This window comes from Thermoproteota archaeon, from assembly GCA_030130125.1.
Classification (GTDB): Archaea; Korarchaeota; Korarchaeia; order Korarchaeales; family Korarchaeaceae; genus Korarchaeum.
Genome location: JARZZM010000034.1, coordinates 1 through 17015 on the forward strand (window position 1 = coordinate 1; position 17015 = coordinate 17015).

The following is a 17015-nucleotide window of genomic DNA, read 5'->3' on the forward strand; positions in this document are numbered from 1 at the left end:
TTTGGAAGAGGATCAAGATCAAGAGGGAGAGGGAGGAGCTGGAGAGGACAGTCAGAGATCTGCCTGATATAACCGTTCTTAAGGCCTTACTTAGCATCGAGCCGGATGAAAGGGTCTCGAGGTCAAACACAATTACTCGAGTAATGATGAAGATATCGCGCGATATCCACCTAACCGTGGGCCTATCGGGAGACCGCATCGCTTTGGGTAGTCCCCGATCCGACCTAGGCAGGGCTCTTCACAGGATCTCCGTAGCTGCGGGGAGAAGAGGGGTTAGAAGATAAGTAATTGTGATTTATCCTCACATTTCAATAGGTTTTTACAGTTCTCCGGGACGTAATGTCGTAATGGGCAGGGTACTTGTCCTGACCTCGCTGTTGATCTCGCTGGCGCTACTGACAACCCTGCTGGTCATCCGTCAGCCGAGAGAGCCCCGTACTCACCAGCTCGAGCTGATCATCTTGGTCGATAACAATCCCTTTGACGGACTGAAGGCTGCGTGGGGCCTCTCCCTCCTAGCTAAGATCAATGGAACCTCAATTCTGTTCGACACCGGACCCGATCCAGAGGTGCTGAGGAGCAACTGCGAGGCTCTAGGGGTGGATCTCTCCTCAGTCGACTTCGTGGTCCTGTCCCATGAGCACGCGGATCATACAGGGGGGATATCTTATGTGATCAGCAGGAACCCCGGAATCAAGATCTACGTCCCAGAGGGCTTTGACGAGGGGCTAATACGCCGAATGGAAGAGCTAGGAGCTGATGTGGTGGTGCTTGAGGGACCGACTGAGCTGGACGATGGTATAATGACGACAGGTCCTCTGAGAGGTCCTCCGAGCGAGCAGGGACTCCTCGTCAGGATCCCAGAGGGATCGGGATGGGTGTTGATGACCGGCTGCGCCCATCCGGGAATAGAGGAGATGATGAGGAGGGCGAAGAACCTAACGGGAAACCTATACGCAGTCATCGGGGGCTTTCACCTGATCGGGGCCGATGCTAATAGACTTAGGAGTTTGGTAGAAGCGATAAAGGAGGTAGGCGTGAAGGAGGTGTACCCCATCCACTGCTCCGGGGATGAGGCTAGGTTCTTCATTAGGGAACACCTCCCCGAAGCCTACAGGGACGGCCACGTCGGATCTGTGATAAGGTGGGAGCGTGGCTGATGTGCGGCTAACGGTGGTCGTGGATAACAGGGCCAAGGAGGGCCTCAGGAGGGAGTGGGGATGGAGCGCTCACATTGAAGCTCACGGACGCAGGATCCTTTTCGACGCTGGAGCGAGCCCCTCCACTCTGAAGTTCAACGCTGAAAGGCTGGGCTTGGACCTCTCGCATCTCGACTTCGCGGTTCTGAGCCATCATCACGGCGATCATTACGGGGGATTCCGGTACGTAGGTAGCGTGGCCAAGGATTTGAAGGTCTACTCACCTCCTGGGGACCTCGGGTATCTAAGGGAATGGGAGCTGAATCCCGTGCCGATCTCTTCCCCTCTGGAAGTGGAGAGAGGGTTCTGGCTGACGGGCCCCTTAAGAGCTGGGTGGATCTCGGAGCAGGCGCTGGCTATCTCAACTGAGGAGGGGTTGGTAGTCGTGGTGGGCTGCTCCCACCCTGGGGTCCATCGCTTGGTCAGAGCGGCGAGGGATATCAGCGGTATCAACGTATTCTTGGTTGTGGGGGGCTTTCACATGCCCAGCAAGCGCGTCCTCGATAAGCTCGCTGAAATGAGCCAGAAGATATGCCCAGCCCACTGCAGTGGTGGTGGATCCGTAAGCTATCTCAGGAGGAAATATCCCGAGAAGCTATGCGAGGTTATGGCAGGTAGTATCCTGACCTTAAGCTAGGCAGATCGGATCAATCCCAGTCGCCGTTTGACTCCACTAGGGACCTGAGCACCTTTCCTATTTCCCTTTCGAGCTCAGGGAACCTCTTGGACATATCATCTATGGATGAGTGGAGCTCCGCGAACTCGAGATCCGATCCTTCCAACCTGTCACAGTCAAGTTTGAAGGACTTGAATATCCTACCCTCGTATCTCCCGAAACCCTTCCTCTCTAGGCTCCTCTCCACCCTAGCTAGGACCCTCGAGTGCGGGAAATCGCTCTTACCTTCCACTAGAGAGGAGATCAAGTCCTTCAACATGACCTCTCCTTCACTGAGCCTGTGCAGTTCTCCCTCGAGTCCATCCACCTGAATGCCCCTCTTCCTCGATATCTCGTGTCCCCTTACCCTTCTACTCAGGAGGAGACCCTTCTCCTTCCTGTCTATGTAACTGATGGTCAGAGCTTCTTCCCTCGTCAACCACTGGAGGGCAGCCATGATGACTTTGGTGGCGAGATCTTCTCTCGAAACCTTCTGTCCGGAGCATGGATCCTTGTACCCTACAAGTTTCGACTTCTTTGCGAAAAGAAGCGGTCTAACGAATACCATCTCGCTCGATAACAAAAGAGCACCTTCTATCTCCCCGAGTGCACCTTATAAACCAAGAGGGTGATACGATTCTCTCCACATATCTGGCTGGAACGGGGGATAGGACATCATATTCAGATAGGGATCACTTTAAGTACTCGTATGTTTAGGAGCCGGGAGGTGTCCCTTAGAGGTTCGAATTCAACTGACCGCATTCAGCACCTTTCACGACTCCCTTAGTGAGGGGATCTCACAGCTGTCCCAAGTACTTGAAATCGCTCTCAACAAACTCCTTCAAGGAGACGAGTAGAAAAGCGTAGGTCCTTAAGGAACCCTTGCTTTTCACACAACGAAGAAATCCATCTAACCACCTCAACAGGTGATTTTTTAAGAAATTTAACTCATCCTTCCTAAGGAGAGCTAGCTCAGTTAAGTTTCCGTTCTCCAAGGATTCAAACTCCTTACTCGTCAGATAGTGGAGGAATTCCAACTCTACCGCCAAGTGATCGGGCGTTGCTCCCTTCACTCCCACGCCGCATCCCTCGTAGAAGTCAATTAGCTCGCTTAAGATGTCCGCTTCTCTCCTCAGATCATCTTCCACATGATCAGATGGAGCATCCCCGGCCCTATCCCCTTTCAAGTACTCCCTCTCAAATGGTGGACAGGGTGGAGCCGGGTTACCTAGCTCGAACGTTGCCACGTATTCGGCTTGGAAGAGATCCCTGCCCAGTCTCCCTAGCTCGCTGAGGTACTCCCTTCTAGCGCGATCCAACTCCTCTACAGCTCGTTGGCAGTCTAGAATCTCCGAAAGCATGCTCAAAATGTACTTCAGTTCCTCCATCCTCCTGTCGAACTCCTCAATGTCCTTATCGTAAGGGTAATCCAGCAACTCGGAAAAATACTTGTAGGCTAGTGATCGAAACCCCGCAACCTCATTATGCCTCAAATAATCACACCCTCCTACCCAAAAAACAAGATAGGGGAGTTAGGCTCTGGACATAGGGACCCCGAGCGCCCTTAAGAGGAACTCTAGCACGCTGTGTCCTTGAGCCATGTAGCCACCAGCGGCTCCAAGCAGTGAAACGGTGAACCCGCCCAAAATCGCCAGTATCACTGCGTAAGTTAAGGCCACCCTATCCTTCCAGATCTCCCGTCCCATCACTGAGAACATGTAGTAGATAGCAGTGTAAACGAAGAAAGAGACTATGGCTAACGTGGTCTTGAACCTGAACCATGGCGAGGCAACGAAGGTTCCAGTTGGAAAGTCGGTGATGGCCGCTGCGCATGTCACTAAGATCGATAGGAGAGATAGGAAGGACATCACATGTATCGGATAGCTCAGTTTGCTCGATAATTCGCGCTTGTTCATGAGCTCAGCTACGAGGCCAACGACTATTAGCAGACTGGATCCCGCTGCGAACCCCACCGCGAAGTGGGAGGACATGGAGTGCCAGGCGGAGTGGATGACTAGACTCATGAGACTCCACCTCCCTTAAGGTACCTCCTAACCAGCACCGCGGCGATCCCGATTAGGACTATGGCGCTTATTATAGCGGCTGCAAGTTCCTGAAGGAGCCAACTTGGCAGAGCGTTGGATGCGGCTCCACTCACTGATACGCTGACGACTACCGCCCCGTAAGCAAGGAGTACGAGGAAGGGTATCACCCCCAGCATCGTTCCCCAAGAGAAGAAGAGCCTCTTGGACACGCTCATACTCACTCACCTCCCCTGTATCCGGTGAGGATGCGGATGAGTTCCGAGTCCTGTCCCTTCTGCCTCTCCCTCTCGAGTATCTCCTTCACCCTCCATACCTCCTTACCGAAGAGCTCCTCCAAGAGGTGAGGATCGTACCTCGGTGTTCCATCCTCCTTGGGAGGCAGCAGGACGGGAGGTATGTAGAGCACCCTTGGATTAGTGTTGTACTGGGGCAGCAAAGGCAGCGCCACCTTGTACTCTCTCACAAGCGTATAGACGGGGCTGGAGGGATCATCCGCCCTGCCGAAGAACCTAGCCCTAGCAGGGCATACGTGGACGCAGACGGGCTCCTCTCCCCTGTCTATCAGCGGAGCGCACATTATGCACTTTGTGGGCGTTCCCCTGACGTGGTTCCAGAAGACCCTAGCGTAGGGACACGTTTCGAAGCACGCCTGACAGCCCATGCAGAGCTGCGGATCTAACATCACCACTCCATCCTCGCGCTTGTAGAGGGCGTGGGACGGACATGAATCCACACAGGGTGCATTGTCACAGTGCATGCACTGGATGGGAAGGTAGAAGAACCAAGCGTCGTCCGGGGTCTCACCGCCTCCTATGTCCCAGTCCCAGTTTGGACCCCAAGTGGGCCTCGGCTCCGGTGTGATCTTGGGGGGTATCTCACCGGTGGGATTATTCACCAAATTGCCGTACCTGAACTCCACCACCTGCTCTAAGTCGCTTGGGGCGAGCCTCTCTCCTCTTTTCTTCTTATCGATCCAGTTCTTGGGATAGCCAGTCCCTGGCCTCGTTTCAGCGATGATCCACCAAGCGTGGTCTGCCCCCTCCTCTTTGGAGGTCCACCACTCTTTACAAGCTATTGCGCACGCCTGACAACCCAAGCACTTGTTAAGATCGGTGACTATAACGTAGCCCTTCTCCACCATTTCTCACACCCCCTATATCTTCTCCACCTCCACACTCGTGTCGCACTCGTTTCCGGTCACTCCCCAGAGGTTCCATCCGTACTTGAGGTGGTAGAACGGTGGGTTAGGCTCCTCCGGATAAACGACGGCCTGAGTGGGCTTCGGTCTTATCGGCGTCACGCCGTTGTACCATCCCTTTACGAACGTGATCATCTCCGCCCCATTAGCTATCCAGATCTCTCCTGGCTTGACCGCCGGCGTTACCCTTGCTACGGCGACGAATTCCCCATAGATGTTGTAGACCCTGACTAGGTCCCCGTCCTTTATTCCACGAGCCTCCGCGTCCTTCTTGCTGATTGAGACCACAGCCCCATATCTCTGGAGCCTGAGGAGCAGGTCCATGTCTCTGAAGGTGGAGTGAGTACCCCACCTCTCGTGAGGCGTGTTCATCTTAAGCGGAGCTGGCTTTCTATCGGGTAATGGATCGTGCTCCGGTTCCTTGTATATGGGAAGCTCATTCCTCAGGGCGAGGAAGTAGCTGTGATCGATATAGAACTGCTGCCTGCCCGTGAGCGTCTTGCCCCCCTTGGGTATCACGCCCAGGTACTTGGAGATGAACAGTTTGGGGACCTTGAACTCCACCTCCCTCTCAGGGATGCTCACTAAGGTAACTTTCTCATAGTGGAGCTTCCCTCCCGCCGGCCAAGGTATCTTCCTCTCTACGTTCTCGACCCACGGAGTGAGGGGTCTAGGCCTAGTCTGAGCAGCTGGGAACGGAAGTGGATGTTTCTTTACGAGCTCGATCAGTCCCTCGATGTATCCGTCGATATCTCCTTGAAAGAGCCTCCTCTCCACTAAGAACCTGACCTCTGGCGCGAGCTGGTGTTTGTACTTCTCGTAGTTCTCAGCATCGGGATACATAACAAGGCTGTTCTTCAGTATGAAGTGAGCCACCATCTCCGGCGTCTCTAGGCATCCCTCTCTGCAGAAGCCCTTGAAGTAGGGGTTCTCCTTGCCCTCCGCGTCGATGAACTCCGAGTAGAGCTTTGTATAATCCCTGTCCATATCGTACTTCGGGTCATGCCACACGAACCCACCTCTCCTCTTCGCTTCCTCACTTATCGCCTTAGCCAGCTCTTTGTAGACGTAGAAGTCATGCTTTGACTCATCCACGGGCTCTATGACCTTGTTGAAGGCCTGCAGGTACACATGCATGGGTGTCGTCTCCAGGTCGAACTTCTCGTACCAAGTAGCGGCTGGCAGTACATAGTCGGCGAAAACGGCAGTACTATTCACTCTGAAGTCGATCACCACGACCAGCTCCAAGAGTTCGGGATTCTCGAACCACTCCTTTACCTTGAAGCCCCCCTTTGCTTGGTTCAAGAAGTTACCACGCCATATGAACATCGCGTGCGGTCTCTTCGGAGGCTTCGGGTAAAGGGGAACCCATCCCTTCGCCATGGCCTTGATGAGGAGGTAGTTCCGGTATCCCCTCTCGTCCTCAGGATCAGGACTTACTGGCTCTTGGAACTTGCCCGGAAGGGGACCGGGCAACTGCTTGATCCTGCCCTCCTCTATATCCTTGACCAGCTCGTCGAGCGACTTTCCTAACCTCCAAAGCTCGGTGTAGTAGTGGGTCCACACATAGAGGGTGGCGTTCTCGGGCCTGGTCTTGAGTATCCTGCCATACTTCCCGAGGCCAGCGAGCCATACCTTGTACTGCCCTGTGTACTGGCTGAATCCAGATCCGGGCTTGCCTATGTTTCCAGTCAGGGCGAGGAGGAGTATCATGGACCTGTTGTTTATGTCGTTATTGAACCAGTGGTTGGTACCGCCACCCTCGACTATCATGGTGGGCTTGGTCCTCGCCACCTCCTCCGCTAAGGCCCTGATCCTTTCAGCAGGTACCCCTGTCACTTTAGAGGCCCATTCAGGCGTCTTGTCCTTTAGCCTCTCCTTGAGCAAGGTGAAGACGGTCTTGACCTTCACCCTGCTCCCGTCCTTCAGCTGTACCTCCCACTCCCCCTCCAGCTCTGGATCGATACCATAAGCTGGTAGGTCCAAGCTCTCCCTCTCATCGCCCATGCACCCCGGTGGGACTACCGGTCCTCCCATGTTCTTGTTCCATACGTAGAGCTTGAAGGGGCTGCCATTCTCCACTAGGTCGCTCTCCCTAAGGAACTTCCCGTTATCCGTTCTCACTAGGAAGGGCATGTCTGTGTAGAGCTTCACATATTCCTCATCGTACAGTCCGTTCTCTATTATGTGGTGTATCATGGCGTTGACCATGGCTGCATCGGTTCCGGGCTTGACGCTGATGAACTCATCGGCCAGCCTGGCTGTCGCTGTGAAATCCGTCCCTATGTAAACCACCTTGGTTCCCCGATACCTCGCCTCTGACACAAAGTGAGCGGCAGCTATCCTGCTCTCGGCGACATTAGAGCCCCAGAGGATGAGAAGCTTGGCGCGTGTCCAGTCCCACTCCTCTGACTCCTCGGTCTGGGTGCCCCAAGTGATGGGCTCTCCAGGCGGGAGATCGCAGTACCAATCGTAGAAGCTCAGAGGTCCTGAGGCCCCAAGCAGGTTGGCCAACCTATAGCCAGCTCCCGCGGAGATGTAGTTATACGCCGGGATGGGCGAAAAGAACACTATTGTATCGGCCCCATACTTCTCTACTATGTCTAGGACCTTGCCAGCGATCTCCCTGAGAGCCTCGTCCCACGTCACCCTCTTGAACTTCCCCTCTCCCCTTTTGCCGACCCTCTTGTAGGGATAGCGGACTCTCATGGGGCCATGCACGTATCTCACAAAGGATGCGCCCCTCATGCAGCCCCTCGGGTTGTAGGCGCTTCCCGCTACTGGATCATACGCATCATAATCGGCGGCCTGCTTCAACCCGATTATGACATTCCCCCTCACGTACGCGTTCCACCCACACGCCTGAGTGCAGTTCGCTGCGCAGAGTGATCTAACAGCTCTGTCGTAGGACACCCTCCCAGCGTACATCCTCAGTGCTCTCCTGTGAGATAGTGGCTCCAAGTACCTGTACGCTAGCTTACCTCCCTTCATCTGCTCAAGAGAGGTTATCACAGCTATAGAGGCAACTCCAGCAGCTGCTAGCTTCAAAAACTCTCTGCGAGTCACTTTGGGAGCGCTCTCCGAACTTCCTCCCGATTTCAGGATCTCAGTTTCCGACATACACACCACCCGCTGGGTGGCTGAACGTATCGACAGGTATGAAAATATTAAATTTTACCCATGAGAGGTTCTTCAACGATAATTTAATGTAAATATAAGCTGATGAACTCTTAAACTTTTTTGATTCAATAATCTTCCTATATATTTCTTGGATTAACAATGACATGTGGAAAGTATCACTGTGTCATACAGCCTTAACGAATCGCGTGCTATATACAGGGAGAAATGTGGGAACCGTTCCTTCCTTGCAAAATTGTGTGAAAGAGGAATCACATATAATCGATAATGCGAGATTTAGGTAACAGCATTGACGGAATATCATCTTGTTACTGCCGGGAAGGCGATTAACTTACTCCGCTATAGAGGTCATCAGGAAGGTCGCTGTCTGGTACCTTCTTGGTAGCGGATTGTTTGCGTGCCACATGCTCGATCCTTCTCAATCGGCTCTTTAAGGAGGGACTCCAAGAGAACAAGCCGAGAATTCCCCTTAGCGAGGGGGTGAATCTTGCTACTAGGAAGGGATTTCCGGTCTTAGTGGCTGCCACTTTCACAAGAGCGGACGCAAGGTGGTGGGGCCTTCCGGTAACAAATACGGAGAACTCGTCGGCCCTGTATTCGAGCCTCCTCGACAGGGCGGCGCCCATTATGGTCCCGACGGGGATATTCGTCAGGCTGAGTGCTAGGGCTGCAATCCTTATCATCGAGTGGTGTTCCACCAGATGGCACATCTCATGGGCCAGCACAGCCTTTAACTCTTCCTCGCTTAACAGATCAAGCATGCCATGGGTCAATACGATGGCACCGCTCCTGACTCCTACCTGAGCAGCAAAGGCATCTGGAGGACCTGGCCTTATCCCCAGCCTCACCCTCCACCTTGGAGGGGCGATCCCCTCTAGAATCCGGTGAAGTTCGTGATCATGGGGTAACCAACTTATCCTCAAGGTAGAGAGTACCATCCGACCCGCCAAGATTCCCATCAGTGGTAGGGAAGCTATAGCTAGGGAGGAGAGAAGCAGGATCCACGATCCGAGTTCCAGAGAGAGTAATAACAGCACTCCCGATGTGACAAGGATGTAAACAATCACTTCTCCACCCTCCCCTCGATCCTCCTCAACAGTTCCCTGAGCTCCTCCTCATCGAGCCGACTGGTGCTCTCCTCGACGAACCTGAGTAGTGCCACCTTCCCCAAGATGCGAGAAAGCCTGTCTACAGCTTCTCTCACCATCCTGCGCTCATACTCCTCATGGGTCACCGCGGGCCTATAGATGTAGTAAGTGCCGCCTCTTCCCCTCGCGCCCTCCCTGAGCAGGAGCCCCTTCCTGTACAACCTAGATACCACGGTGCTGACGGTAGTGAGCGAGAGCTTTCTCTCCTTGTCCCTGTTTATCTCCTCGAGAATCTCCCGTACCGTCGCCTCTCCCTTTCGGAAGAGTATCTCCATCACTTTAGGTTCGAGGGGTTCCCTGCCCATCATACTACATGACGTAGTAGCAATTTAAGTGATCGCATTTGCTTTTGACCCCATCACGAAACGATATAAATAACCTACTACATAGTGTAGTAGGTGGCAATGTGATAGAGGTGCGCGGCCTCACCAAGGCCTACGGAGAGAAGGTTGCAGTCCAAGACCTGAGTTTCTCCGTGCGGAGAGGAGAGATATTCGGGCTTTTAGGGCCCAACGGAGCCGGAAAGACGACTACAATAAGGATAATCGCCTGCATTATCCCGCCGGACTCCGGGAAAATAGAGGTGAACGGCCACGACGCGGTTGAGGATCCATTATCAGTGAAGGCCAGCGTCGGCCTCTTACCCGAGAGGATCTCCCTTTACGAGAGGCTCACAGTCATGGAGAACCTCCTCTTCTTCGCTCGCCTGTACGGGGTCGAGGAACCGGTGCTCAAGATAAAGGAGCTCCTTAACAAGCTGGAGATCCAAGATAGATCTGAAGAACCAGTTTCCAAGCTCTCCAAGGGTTTGAAGCAGCGAGTCTCTATAGTCAGGGCTCTGCTACACGATCCTCCAGTCCTCCTGTTGGACGAGCCCACATCGGGCTTGGATCCCATGAGTGCCGGGGTGATGAGGTCCCTGATACAGGACCTCTCCTCTCAGGGCAGGACGATCCTGTTGAGCTCCCACAACCTCTGGGAAGTCCAGCAACTCTGTCACAGGGTTGCGATGATCAACACCAGACTCCTAGCACTGGGATCGGTGGATGAACTGTCCGCGAAGTTCTTAGGACCTCCGAAGGTCAGGTTGCTGCTAGAGGAGGCAAGGAAAGAGGTGCTGGAAGCCATTCAATCAGTTAACGGCGTCATTACCTTAGAGCGGAGGGATGGGGAGATCTTGATAGAGGTCAAGGATCCCGAGAGAATGGTTCCCGCGATCAGCGAGGCCGTCGTTAAGGCCGGAGGACGCATCCTCGAGATCAGCGTGGTGAGGCCCGAGCTGGAGGATCTCTTCGTGAGGGTGGTCGGAGATGAAGTGGGGCAGGATTCTAGCAGTGGCTAGGAAGGATTGGAGAGAGGCCATGAGGGGGATGTGGATGATCGCCCCCTCAGTCTTTCTCGTCGCCTACTTCGGAATCGCACTGCCAGCCATCCTGATATACGCGGCCAAGGCGACTGGTGAGGTGCTCATCCCCGTCAACATACCCTTCCCGATAAGGGTGGAAGGGGACTTAGCCAGATCCCTCTACTTCGCATTCCAGGCTGTCGTGCCTCTCATCTTCTTGGTGATTCCCCTAGCGGTATCCACCATACTCGCCGCCGATGGGTTCGCGGGGGAGAGGGAGAGAGGCACTCTAGAACTACTGCTTGCCGCTCCCCTTGACGAGAGGGAGCTCCTCCTCGGGAAGGTGCTCGCCGCCCTCGTTCCCGGAGTCGCCTCTTCTTGGACGACTTTCCTGCTGATGGTTCCCACGGTGAACCTCCTGTCCTCCGACATATTCAACGGTCCGTGGTTCCCTCCCGGACCAGAGTGGATCATCGTCGTATTCCTCATATCCCCCTTGTACTCATTCTTGGCTGTCGCGATAACGTGCGCTCTCTCCTCCAAGGTGAGGAGCGTGAAGGAGGCTCAGCAGGGCGCTGGTATCCTCATACTCCCTTTACTGATCGTTGTGTTGGCTCAAGTCTTCTGGGGCGTAGCGGTTAATGCTGAGGCGCTGGTCTTGGCATCGCTCCTGTTAGGGGGCATAGATGCGATCATGATTCTTGCACTACCGAGACTATTTCACGGCATCAGGTACTTGCTAGAGTGACTCAGGGGGCCTTACGCCAAGCATCCTCGCTCAACTATCGGAGCACTTCTACCATCCCGCCCCTCTCTCAATAGCACCCTAGCTCTCCCCATCGACCGCACAGTTGAACAACGCAATAGTACCCTTACAGAGGTGGACTGAGAACTCGAATTCATACAAGCGATCGCTGAGGGGAAATAAGGTCAACTCGCGAGAAATTTGATTCATTCCTAAATCTAAGACTCAGGGGATCGATTCTCCCACATCTCGAAACCTGTCAAACCAACTAGTATAGACGATCATAGCTACGCGTGCTCGCGCGTTTCAACAGCTTCTACACTCCTAGTCGCTACAACCTTGGTCTCCAAGCCCAGAGGATGCTCTACAACCACTTGGCCTATGAAGACGGGAGCCTCAACCTCCAATGTGGCTAGGTAACTCATCAACTCACGGATCCTTTCCTTGGGGATGGGAGAATCGGTCTTCACGCTGACAACGGGCTCCTTACCAGCTCTCACCCGTATTACGGTCATGACCACCCTCTTCGGGGACAGGACCTCCTCCACAGCCCACTCCTTCCCCCGGGGACAGCTAAATCCCCTCACATCCTTTACCCTATTTCCCTCTACCTCCACTTCGACGGAGCAGCTGAGCGGGCATATCACGCAAGTGAGCTTGTAGACCGTCATCTGATCACCAACGTGACCCTTCCTCCCTCAACTCCCGATTTAATCCTGAGCCTGAGCATCTCAGATGGTTTGAGCACCGGCACTTTCCTCCTCAGGCCTATCTCGGGCACCTCCACCAGCGCGTCCTCCACAGGCCTCGACACCCTAGCGTAGAGCCAGAAATCCCTGTCCCCTCCCAGCATGTGAGGGACGACGAACCTGACATACCCCCCTCTCCTGACCCTGATCCACCTCCTCGTCGGGATACCATTCCCTCTGACGAACTCCTCGGCACCTTTAGCCGCGGTCCTTCCCTGCTCAACGGCGTAATCCACCAGATCATTTATGATCAGGGAGTTGCCTGCGGCGAACACTCCAGGCAATGTTGTTTCAAGCCTGTCATTGACCACCGGGCCGCCGGTGGCGGGATCCATTATCGCTCCAGCCCTCCTTAGGATCTTAACTCTGGGAACTAGGCCAGCAGATATGAGGAGGGTGTCGCAATCTATCCAGAAGCCCTCGCCAGTCTCCCTCAGCTCTTCATTGACCCTCACAACCTTAACTCTCTCGACCCTACCTCTTCCCCTGACCTCCGTCACCTTGTGGCTCAGATAAAGGGGTATGTCGAAGTCCCTGAGGATCATGAGGTTCCTCGCCAACCCACCGGGGTAGGGCAGCATCTCCACGACGCCAACCACCTCCGCCCCCTCAAGGGCGAACCTCCTCGCCATTATCAGGCCCACGTCCCCGGAGCCTACGATGACGACCCTCCTCCCGGGCATGACCCCGTAGAGGTCCATCATAGCTTGGGCCTCCCCGGCGGTGTAGATGCCAGCCACCCTGTCGCCTGCTATCCCCACCTCGAACCTGTGCCTCTCCCTTGCCCCCGCAGCGTAAATCACTGCCTTGGCCTGCACAGCCTCGGTGCCCTGAGGTGATGCATAGGTGACCTCCTTGACCAGGTCGGATCTCATCGCTAAGGAGGTGACATGGGCCTGAGTCCTAACCTCCACACCACTCCCCCTCACCTCCTCGATCAGGCGGTGCGCGAACTCGGGTCCGGTCAGGTCCTCCCCGAGGCAGTGGAGACCGAATCCGGGATGAATGCACTGGGGAAGTATGCCACCCAGTCTGGGGTTCTCGTCCAAGAGGAGGGTCCTTAACCCCAGCTTGGATGACTCAGAAGCTGAGGCCAGCCCGGCTGGACCGCCACCCACGACCACCACGTCGTACATCATGCTATCGCCTCAGGAGGACCTTCACGTCGCCCACTCCCAGTTCGCTTCCCCTTCCCTTCAGAGTGACATCCCAGAGTGGAAAGTTGAACTCCTCGGCCAGTATACTAGCTATTTCTATCCTGCAGAAGGATCCTTGACACGTGCCCGTGGTTGCTGAGGTCCTGAACTTGACGGAGTCCACGCTCGGGGTCTTCACCCCTATCCGCTTCATCCTCCTGATTGCCTCCCTTATTTCGGGCTCCCTGACTAGGTTACACCGGCAGATCACCCTTCCCTGACCGGCTCTATTCCCGTGGATCCCCCTCCTCCTGACCTTCCACTTCGTCTTCTCCCTCAGGTCGATGCCCATCCCCGCAAGTATCCTGGCCACTTCCTTGGCGACTGCCGGGGCTGCCGTCAGCCCCGGAGACCTCATGCCAGCCACGTTCACGAATCCCCAAACATCCTCAGCCCTGATCACGAAGTCCCCTCCCGTTGGCTCCGGCCTCAGACCGGAGAAGGTCCTTATCACCTTGTTAAGGGGAGGGAGGGGCCAAATCTCTGATGCTTTCTTGTAGATCTCTCTCAGTCCCTTTGGAGTGGTGCTCCTGTCATCCTTCTCCTCCTTCGGGAGGTCCTGAGCGTTCGGTCCCACCATCAGATGGCCCTGTACCTCGGTTGTGACCACGACTCCCTTGCTCCTCTCGCTGGGGGTGGGGAAGAGCACCCTAGACGGCTTAGGACCAGCATCCTCGTCAAATATGAGGTATTCACCCTTCCTCGGTCTTATCTCGAAGTAATCGGCCCCTACCTCTCTTGAAATCTCGTCAGCGTATAGGCCAGCGGCGTTTATCACGATATCAGCCTCCAAGAATCCCGCGCTAGTCCTTAACCCTCTCACCTTCTCCCCACTCACCTCCACTCCCCTGACCTCCGTGTCGAGGTGCACCTTCACCCCGTTGTCGACTGCATTCTCCACCAACGCGATCACCGCCTGAGGCGGTGAGATCTGACCGACGGTGGGAGCGTAGAGGGCGGCCTCCACCTTCACTAAGTTAGGTTCCATCGAGAGAGCCTCATCCCTCTCCAATATCCTCAGCTCCGGGACCCTATTCCTCTCGCCCCTCCTCAAGAGCCCCTCTAACACCTTCACCTCCGACTCTTCCTTAGCTATTACGAGGGCACCGCTCCAAGCGTGGGGGATGTCCAGCTCCTCCACCCATCTATGCCAGATCCTGTTTCCTTCGACGCAGAGCCTAGCCCTGTTGGGAAACCTGTCCAGGTCATCATCGTATCCAGCGTGGATGAGTCCCGTATTCGCCTTGCTCACTCCCCAACCGACGTCAGCTTCCCTCTCCACTAGATGGACCTCTACCTCGTACCGGCTAAGCTCCCTAGCTATGCTGGCCCCCACGATTCCAGCGCCGATGATAGCGACTCTCATGGGACCTAACCCTAACCTACCTCAGGCCCATGCTCCTCAGCAGCCTCAGTGCCTTGGGCGGATCGTCGGTGATGACCGCGTCGAAAGTGCCAGCCAGTTCGGGCAGCAGCTGATGGAGGCGATCATCGTTAGCAGCCCACAATATCAGCCTGAGCCCCAAACTCCTGAGCATCTCCGATGCAGCGGCGAAGCCCTCAATACCGAGGAGGTCAACTCCCTCCACAGGAGCATTCACGGAGAAAAGCCTCAGCTCCTTGGTGAGTGAGGGGATCTCGGCGAGCATCTCCTCCCTATCTATAAGGAGGCCGAGCCTCGCTTCAGAGTCGAGGGATCTCACCCTCCTCAGGGCATCAACGTTAAAGGACGAGTAGAGGACACGGTCTGAGGAGCCAGTCTCTCTCACCACCTGAACGCATCTCTCAGCAGCCCTCTCCTCTTTTATCTCCACGTTCACCAGTCTCTCAACTCTGGAGAGGACCTCCCTCAGGGCGGGAATGTGCTGGCCCATCCCCAAGTCGGCCCTCCTTATCTCCTCTAGCGTGAGCTCTCCAACCAGCCCGGACATATTCGACGTCCTTTCCAAGGATTCGTCGTGGATCACCACCACCTCTCCGTCGCCCGTCAGCCTTACATCTAACTCTACTCCATCAGCTCCGGCCTTAACGGCCTCCTCGAAGGCCAACAACGAGTTCTCGGGGTATAGTGCGCTATACCCCCTGTGGCCGAGCACGAGCACCCTACCAGCTTCCCAGCTCATCGGGGTAGGGAGGTGGATGGAGCTTTTAAACTGGGTGTCAGTTAAGCGCCTTTTAAGGAACCAGTCCTCAAGGGCTGCGGAGGTCAACATGCCCTCGGATCGGGACTTCAGCTACAGGCGTGTATTCGTGCTGGGCTTGGGTTTCTTCGGGATAAGCATAATATGGTCGCTCTACAACGCTTACGTTCCCATCTTCCTGAAGGACTTCGCCCTCTCCTCGTTCATCATAGGTATCGTGATGGTCATAGACAATGTGTTCGCGATACTCCTTCTACCATACCTCGGTGCCCTCAGCGACAGGACCAGAACCAGATGGGGGAGGAGAAAGCCCTACATAATGGTGGGCGCTCCTCTAGCCGCCCTCATGTTTGCGCTCATTCCCCTAGCCAGGGAGAGCGCTGACCTGGCGTTGATGATGGGGACCATAATCACGATGAACTTCTTCATGGCACTCTTCCGTTCCCCCGTGATAGCTTTCATGCCCGACATCACCCCCTCCCAGTACAGGAGCCAAGCTAACGGGATAATCAACTTCATGGGCGGCGTGGGATCTCTCCTCGTGTACTTCGCCGGTAAGGTGCTCTACGATCTCCATTACTCACTGCCCTTCCTCATCGGAGCTGCTCTCATGCTCCTAGCTAACCTCGCGGTAGTCCTCTTTGTCCCTGAACCGGAGGAATACAAGCAGAAGGGGGAGAAACTCGATCTAGGAGAATTCTTCAGGAAGACTACGGAGGAGAGCTTCGGGGAGCTCAAGGAGAACCTCAAGGACGTGTTCTCCAGCGGCGAGAGGAGCCTGCTTTTCATGCTCCTCTCAATACTGCTGTGGTTCATAGCCTTCAACTCGCTGGAGACGTTCTTCACCAGCTACGCAAAGTTCAGGCTCGGGATAGGCGAATCCACGGGAGCCCTCATACTGGGGTTCGTTGCCCTCGGCTTCATACTCTTCTCGCTACCGGCTGGCTTCATAGGTGCGAGGTTCGGCAGGAGGAGGACTATCTCGCTGGGTCTCATACTGGTCACGGTCATGATTCTGCTCGCCTTCCAAATGAGTGACTCCCCCAATGTCCTACCACTCTTCTCGGGCCTCTTCTTCTTGGGAGGATTGGGCTGGGCTCTGGTGAATGTGAACTCCCTTCCCATGATCGTGGACATGACCGTGGACGAGAAGCTGGGCGGATACACGGGCCTCTACTATTTCTTCTCGCAGGCGGCCAACATATTCGCTCCTCCCCTAGCTGGGCTCTTCATAGACGCTCTGGGCTACGATTCCCTGCTTCCATTCGCCATAGCCTTCTTCGCGGCCTCTCTGCTGACCATGCAGTTCGTCAGGAGGGGTGAGGCTAAGGTAAGCGATCAATCGTAGGCTTTCCTCCACACACCTTTCCCTTCCAACTCAACAAACCGACTCGAGCGAATAAATTTATATTTATTTTGCCGTAGTTTGACTTATTTTTGTAAATAAAATCGCTCA

At 55.0% G+C, this 17015-nt stretch carries 18 protein-coding genes; 6 read left to right on the forward strand and 12 right to left on the reverse strand.

The window, feature by feature from the left end; translation table 11 throughout:
• The 3 genes from QI197_05845 to QI197_05855 all read left to right on the forward strand — a co-directional run.
• On the forward strand, nt 1-284 hold a 284-nt coding region (locus QI197_05845), incomplete at its 5' end, for a hypothetical protein (protein MDK2372883.1).
• Between the two features lie 63 nt (nt 285-347).
• Nucleotides 348-1160, forward strand: coding sequence for an MBL fold metallo-hydrolase (locus QI197_05850; GenBank protein ID MDK2372884.1), 813 nt, complete (start codon nt 348-350; stop codon nt 1158-1160).
• Nucleotides 1153-1836: an MBL fold metallo-hydrolase gene (locus QI197_05855; protein MDK2372885.1), complete on the forward strand. Its 684-nt coding sequence runs from the start codon at nt 1153-1155 to the stop codon at nt 1834-1836. The genes QI197_05850 and QI197_05855 overlap by 8 nt, the downstream gene beginning before the upstream one ends.
• A gap of 10 nt (nt 1837-1846) precedes the next feature.
• On the opposite strand, the gene QI197_05860 is transcribed toward QI197_05855, so the two are convergent.
• The 8 genes from QI197_05860 to QI197_05895 all read right to left on the reverse strand — a co-directional run bounded on the left by QI197_05860 (nt 1847) and on the right by QI197_05895 (nt 9688).
• Nucleotides 1847-2437 carry a hypothetical protein gene (locus tag QI197_05860; GenBank protein MDK2372886.1) on the reverse strand — a complete coding sequence of 197 codons (591 nt, stop codon included), beginning with the start codon at nt 2435-2437 and terminating at the stop codon, nt 1847-1849.
• 214 nt (nt 2438-2651) lie between these two features.
• Entirely contained in the window at nt 2652-3347 is a 696-nt protein-coding gene (locus QI197_05865; GenBank protein ID MDK2372887.1) for a molecular chaperone TorD family protein, read from the reverse strand.
• A gap of 39 nt (nt 3348-3386) precedes the next feature.
• Nucleotides 3387-3878: a hypothetical protein gene (locus QI197_05870; protein MDK2372888.1), complete on the reverse strand. Its 492-nt coding sequence runs from the start codon at nt 3876-3878 to the stop codon at nt 3387-3389.
• The gene (locus QI197_05875) at nt 3875-4114 is read right to left on the reverse strand and encodes a hypothetical protein (GenBank protein MDK2372889.1); all 240 of its coding nucleotides are present in this window, start codon (nt 4112-4114) and stop codon (nt 3875-3877) included. The genes QI197_05870 and QI197_05875 overlap by 4 nt, the downstream gene beginning before the upstream one ends.
• A gap of 2 nt (nt 4115-4116) precedes the next feature.
• A complete protein-coding gene (locus QI197_05880; GenBank protein MDK2372890.1) occupies nt 4117-5040 on the reverse strand; it encodes a 4Fe-4S dicluster domain-containing protein in 924 nt (307 codons plus the stop codon).
• Nucleotides 5041-5052: 12 nt separating this feature from the next.
• Complete coding sequence (locus QI197_05885) at nt 5053-8217, reverse strand: molybdopterin-dependent oxidoreductase (GenBank protein MDK2372891.1); 3165 nt, start codon at nt 8215-8217, stop codon at nt 5053-5055.
• Between the two features lie 344 nt (nt 8218-8561).
• Nucleotides 8562-9302, reverse strand: a complete 741-nt coding sequence (locus QI197_05890) for a M48 family metalloprotease (protein MDK2372892.1) — start codon at nt 9300-9302, stop codon at nt 8562-8564.
• Nucleotides 9299-9688, reverse strand: a complete 390-nt coding sequence (locus QI197_05895) for a BlaI/MecI/CopY family transcriptional regulator (GenBank protein MDK2372893.1) — start codon at nt 9686-9688, stop codon at nt 9299-9301. The genes QI197_05890 and QI197_05895 overlap by 4 nt, the downstream gene beginning before the upstream one ends.
• A gap of 101 nt (nt 9689-9789) precedes the next feature.
• Here QI197_05895 and QI197_05900 point away from each other — a divergent pair, with 101 nt between their 5' ends.
• Both QI197_05900 and QI197_05905 read left to right on the forward strand, forming a co-directional pair.
• Nucleotides 9790-10725, forward strand: a complete 936-nt coding sequence (locus tag QI197_05900; protein MDK2372894.1) for an ABC transporter ATP-binding protein — start codon at nt 9790-9792, stop codon at nt 10723-10725.
• Nucleotides 10694-11476 (forward strand): ABC transporter permease subunit, encoded by a 783-nt coding sequence (locus QI197_05905; protein ID MDK2372895.1) that lies wholly within the window; start codon nt 10694-10696, stop codon nt 11474-11476. Before QI197_05900 ends, QI197_05905 begins: the two co-directional genes overlap by 32 nt.
• Nucleotides 11477-11760: 284 nt before the next feature.
• Here the strand turns inward: QI197_05905 and QI197_05910 are convergent, their stop codons facing one another.
• From QI197_05910 to QI197_05925, 4 genes are read right to left on the reverse strand one after another with little or no spacing between them, the layout of a single operon-like run.
• The gene (locus QI197_05910) at nt 11761-12144 is read right to left on the reverse strand and encodes a DUF1667 domain-containing protein (GenBank protein ID MDK2372896.1); all 384 of its coding nucleotides are present in this window, start codon (nt 12142-12144) and stop codon (nt 11761-11763) included.
• A complete protein-coding gene (locus QI197_05915; protein MDK2372897.1) occupies nt 12141-13361 on the reverse strand; it encodes an FAD-dependent oxidoreductase in 1221 nt (406 codons plus the stop codon). Before QI197_05915 ends, QI197_05910 begins: the two co-directional genes overlap by 4 nt.
• Before the next feature lies 1 nt (nt 13362).
• Entirely contained in the window at nt 13363-14784 is a 1422-nt protein-coding gene (locus QI197_05920) for an NAD(P)/FAD-dependent oxidoreductase (protein MDK2372898.1), read from the reverse strand.
• A gap of 16 nt (nt 14785-14800) precedes the next feature.
• Nucleotides 14801-15628: a glycerophosphodiester phosphodiesterase family protein gene (locus QI197_05925; protein MDK2372899.1), complete on the reverse strand. Its 828-nt coding sequence runs from the start codon at nt 15626-15628 to the stop codon at nt 14801-14803.
• A gap of 1 nt (nt 15629) precedes the next feature.
• On the opposite strand from QI197_05925, the gene QI197_05930 reads away from it, so the two are divergent.
• Nucleotides 15630-16907, forward strand: coding sequence for an SLC45 family MFS transporter (locus QI197_05930; protein ID MDK2372900.1), 1278 nt, complete (start codon nt 15630-15632; stop codon nt 16905-16907).
• Nucleotides 16908-17015 lie beyond the last annotated feature (108 nt).

What these genes read in the sequence shown, in the direction of transcription:
- QI197_05850 (MDK2372884.1), top strand. Translation starts at nt 348, where the DNA reads ATGGGCAGGGTACTTGTCCTGACCTCGCTGTTGATCTCGCTGGCGCTA.
- QI197_05870 (MDK2372888.1), bottom strand. Translation starts at nt 3,878, where the DNA reads ATGAGTCTAGTCATCCACTCCGCCTGGCACTCCATGTCCTCCCACTTC.
- QI197_05875 (MDK2372889.1), bottom strand. Translation starts at nt 4,114, where the DNA reads ATGAGCGTGTCCAAGAGGCTCTTCTTCTCTTGGGGAACGATGCTGGGG.
- QI197_05880 (MDK2372890.1), bottom strand. Translation starts at nt 5,040, where the DNA reads ATGGTGGAGAAGGGCTACGTTATAGTCACCGATCTTAACAAGTGCTTG.
- QI197_05885 (MDK2372891.1), bottom strand. Translation starts at nt 8,217, where the DNA reads ATGTCGGAAACTGAGATCCTGAAATCGGGAGGAAGTTCGGAGAGCGCT.
- QI197_05895 (MDK2372893.1), bottom strand. Translation starts at nt 9,688, where the DNA reads ATGGGCAGGGAACCCCTCGAACCTAAAGTGATGGAGATACTCTTCCGA.
- QI197_05905 (MDK2372895.1), top strand. Translation starts at nt 10,694, where the DNA reads ATGAAGTGGGGCAGGATTCTAGCAGTGGCTAGGAAGGATTGGAGAGAG.
- QI197_05910 (MDK2372896.1), bottom strand. Translation starts at nt 12,144, where the DNA reads ATGACGGTCTACAAGCTCACTTGCGTGATATGCCCGCTCAGCTGCTCC.
- QI197_05915 (MDK2372897.1), bottom strand. Translation starts at nt 13,361, where the DNA reads ATGATGTACGACGTGGTGGTCGTGGGTGGCGGTCCAGCCGGGCTGGCC.
- QI197_05920 (MDK2372898.1), bottom strand. Translation starts at nt 14,784, where the DNA reads ATGAGAGTCGCTATCATCGGCGCTGGAATCGTGGGGGCCAGCATAGCT.
- QI197_05930 (MDK2372900.1), top strand. Translation starts at nt 15,630, where the DNA reads ATGCCCTCGGATCGGGACTTCAGCTACAGGCGTGTATTCGTGCTGGGC.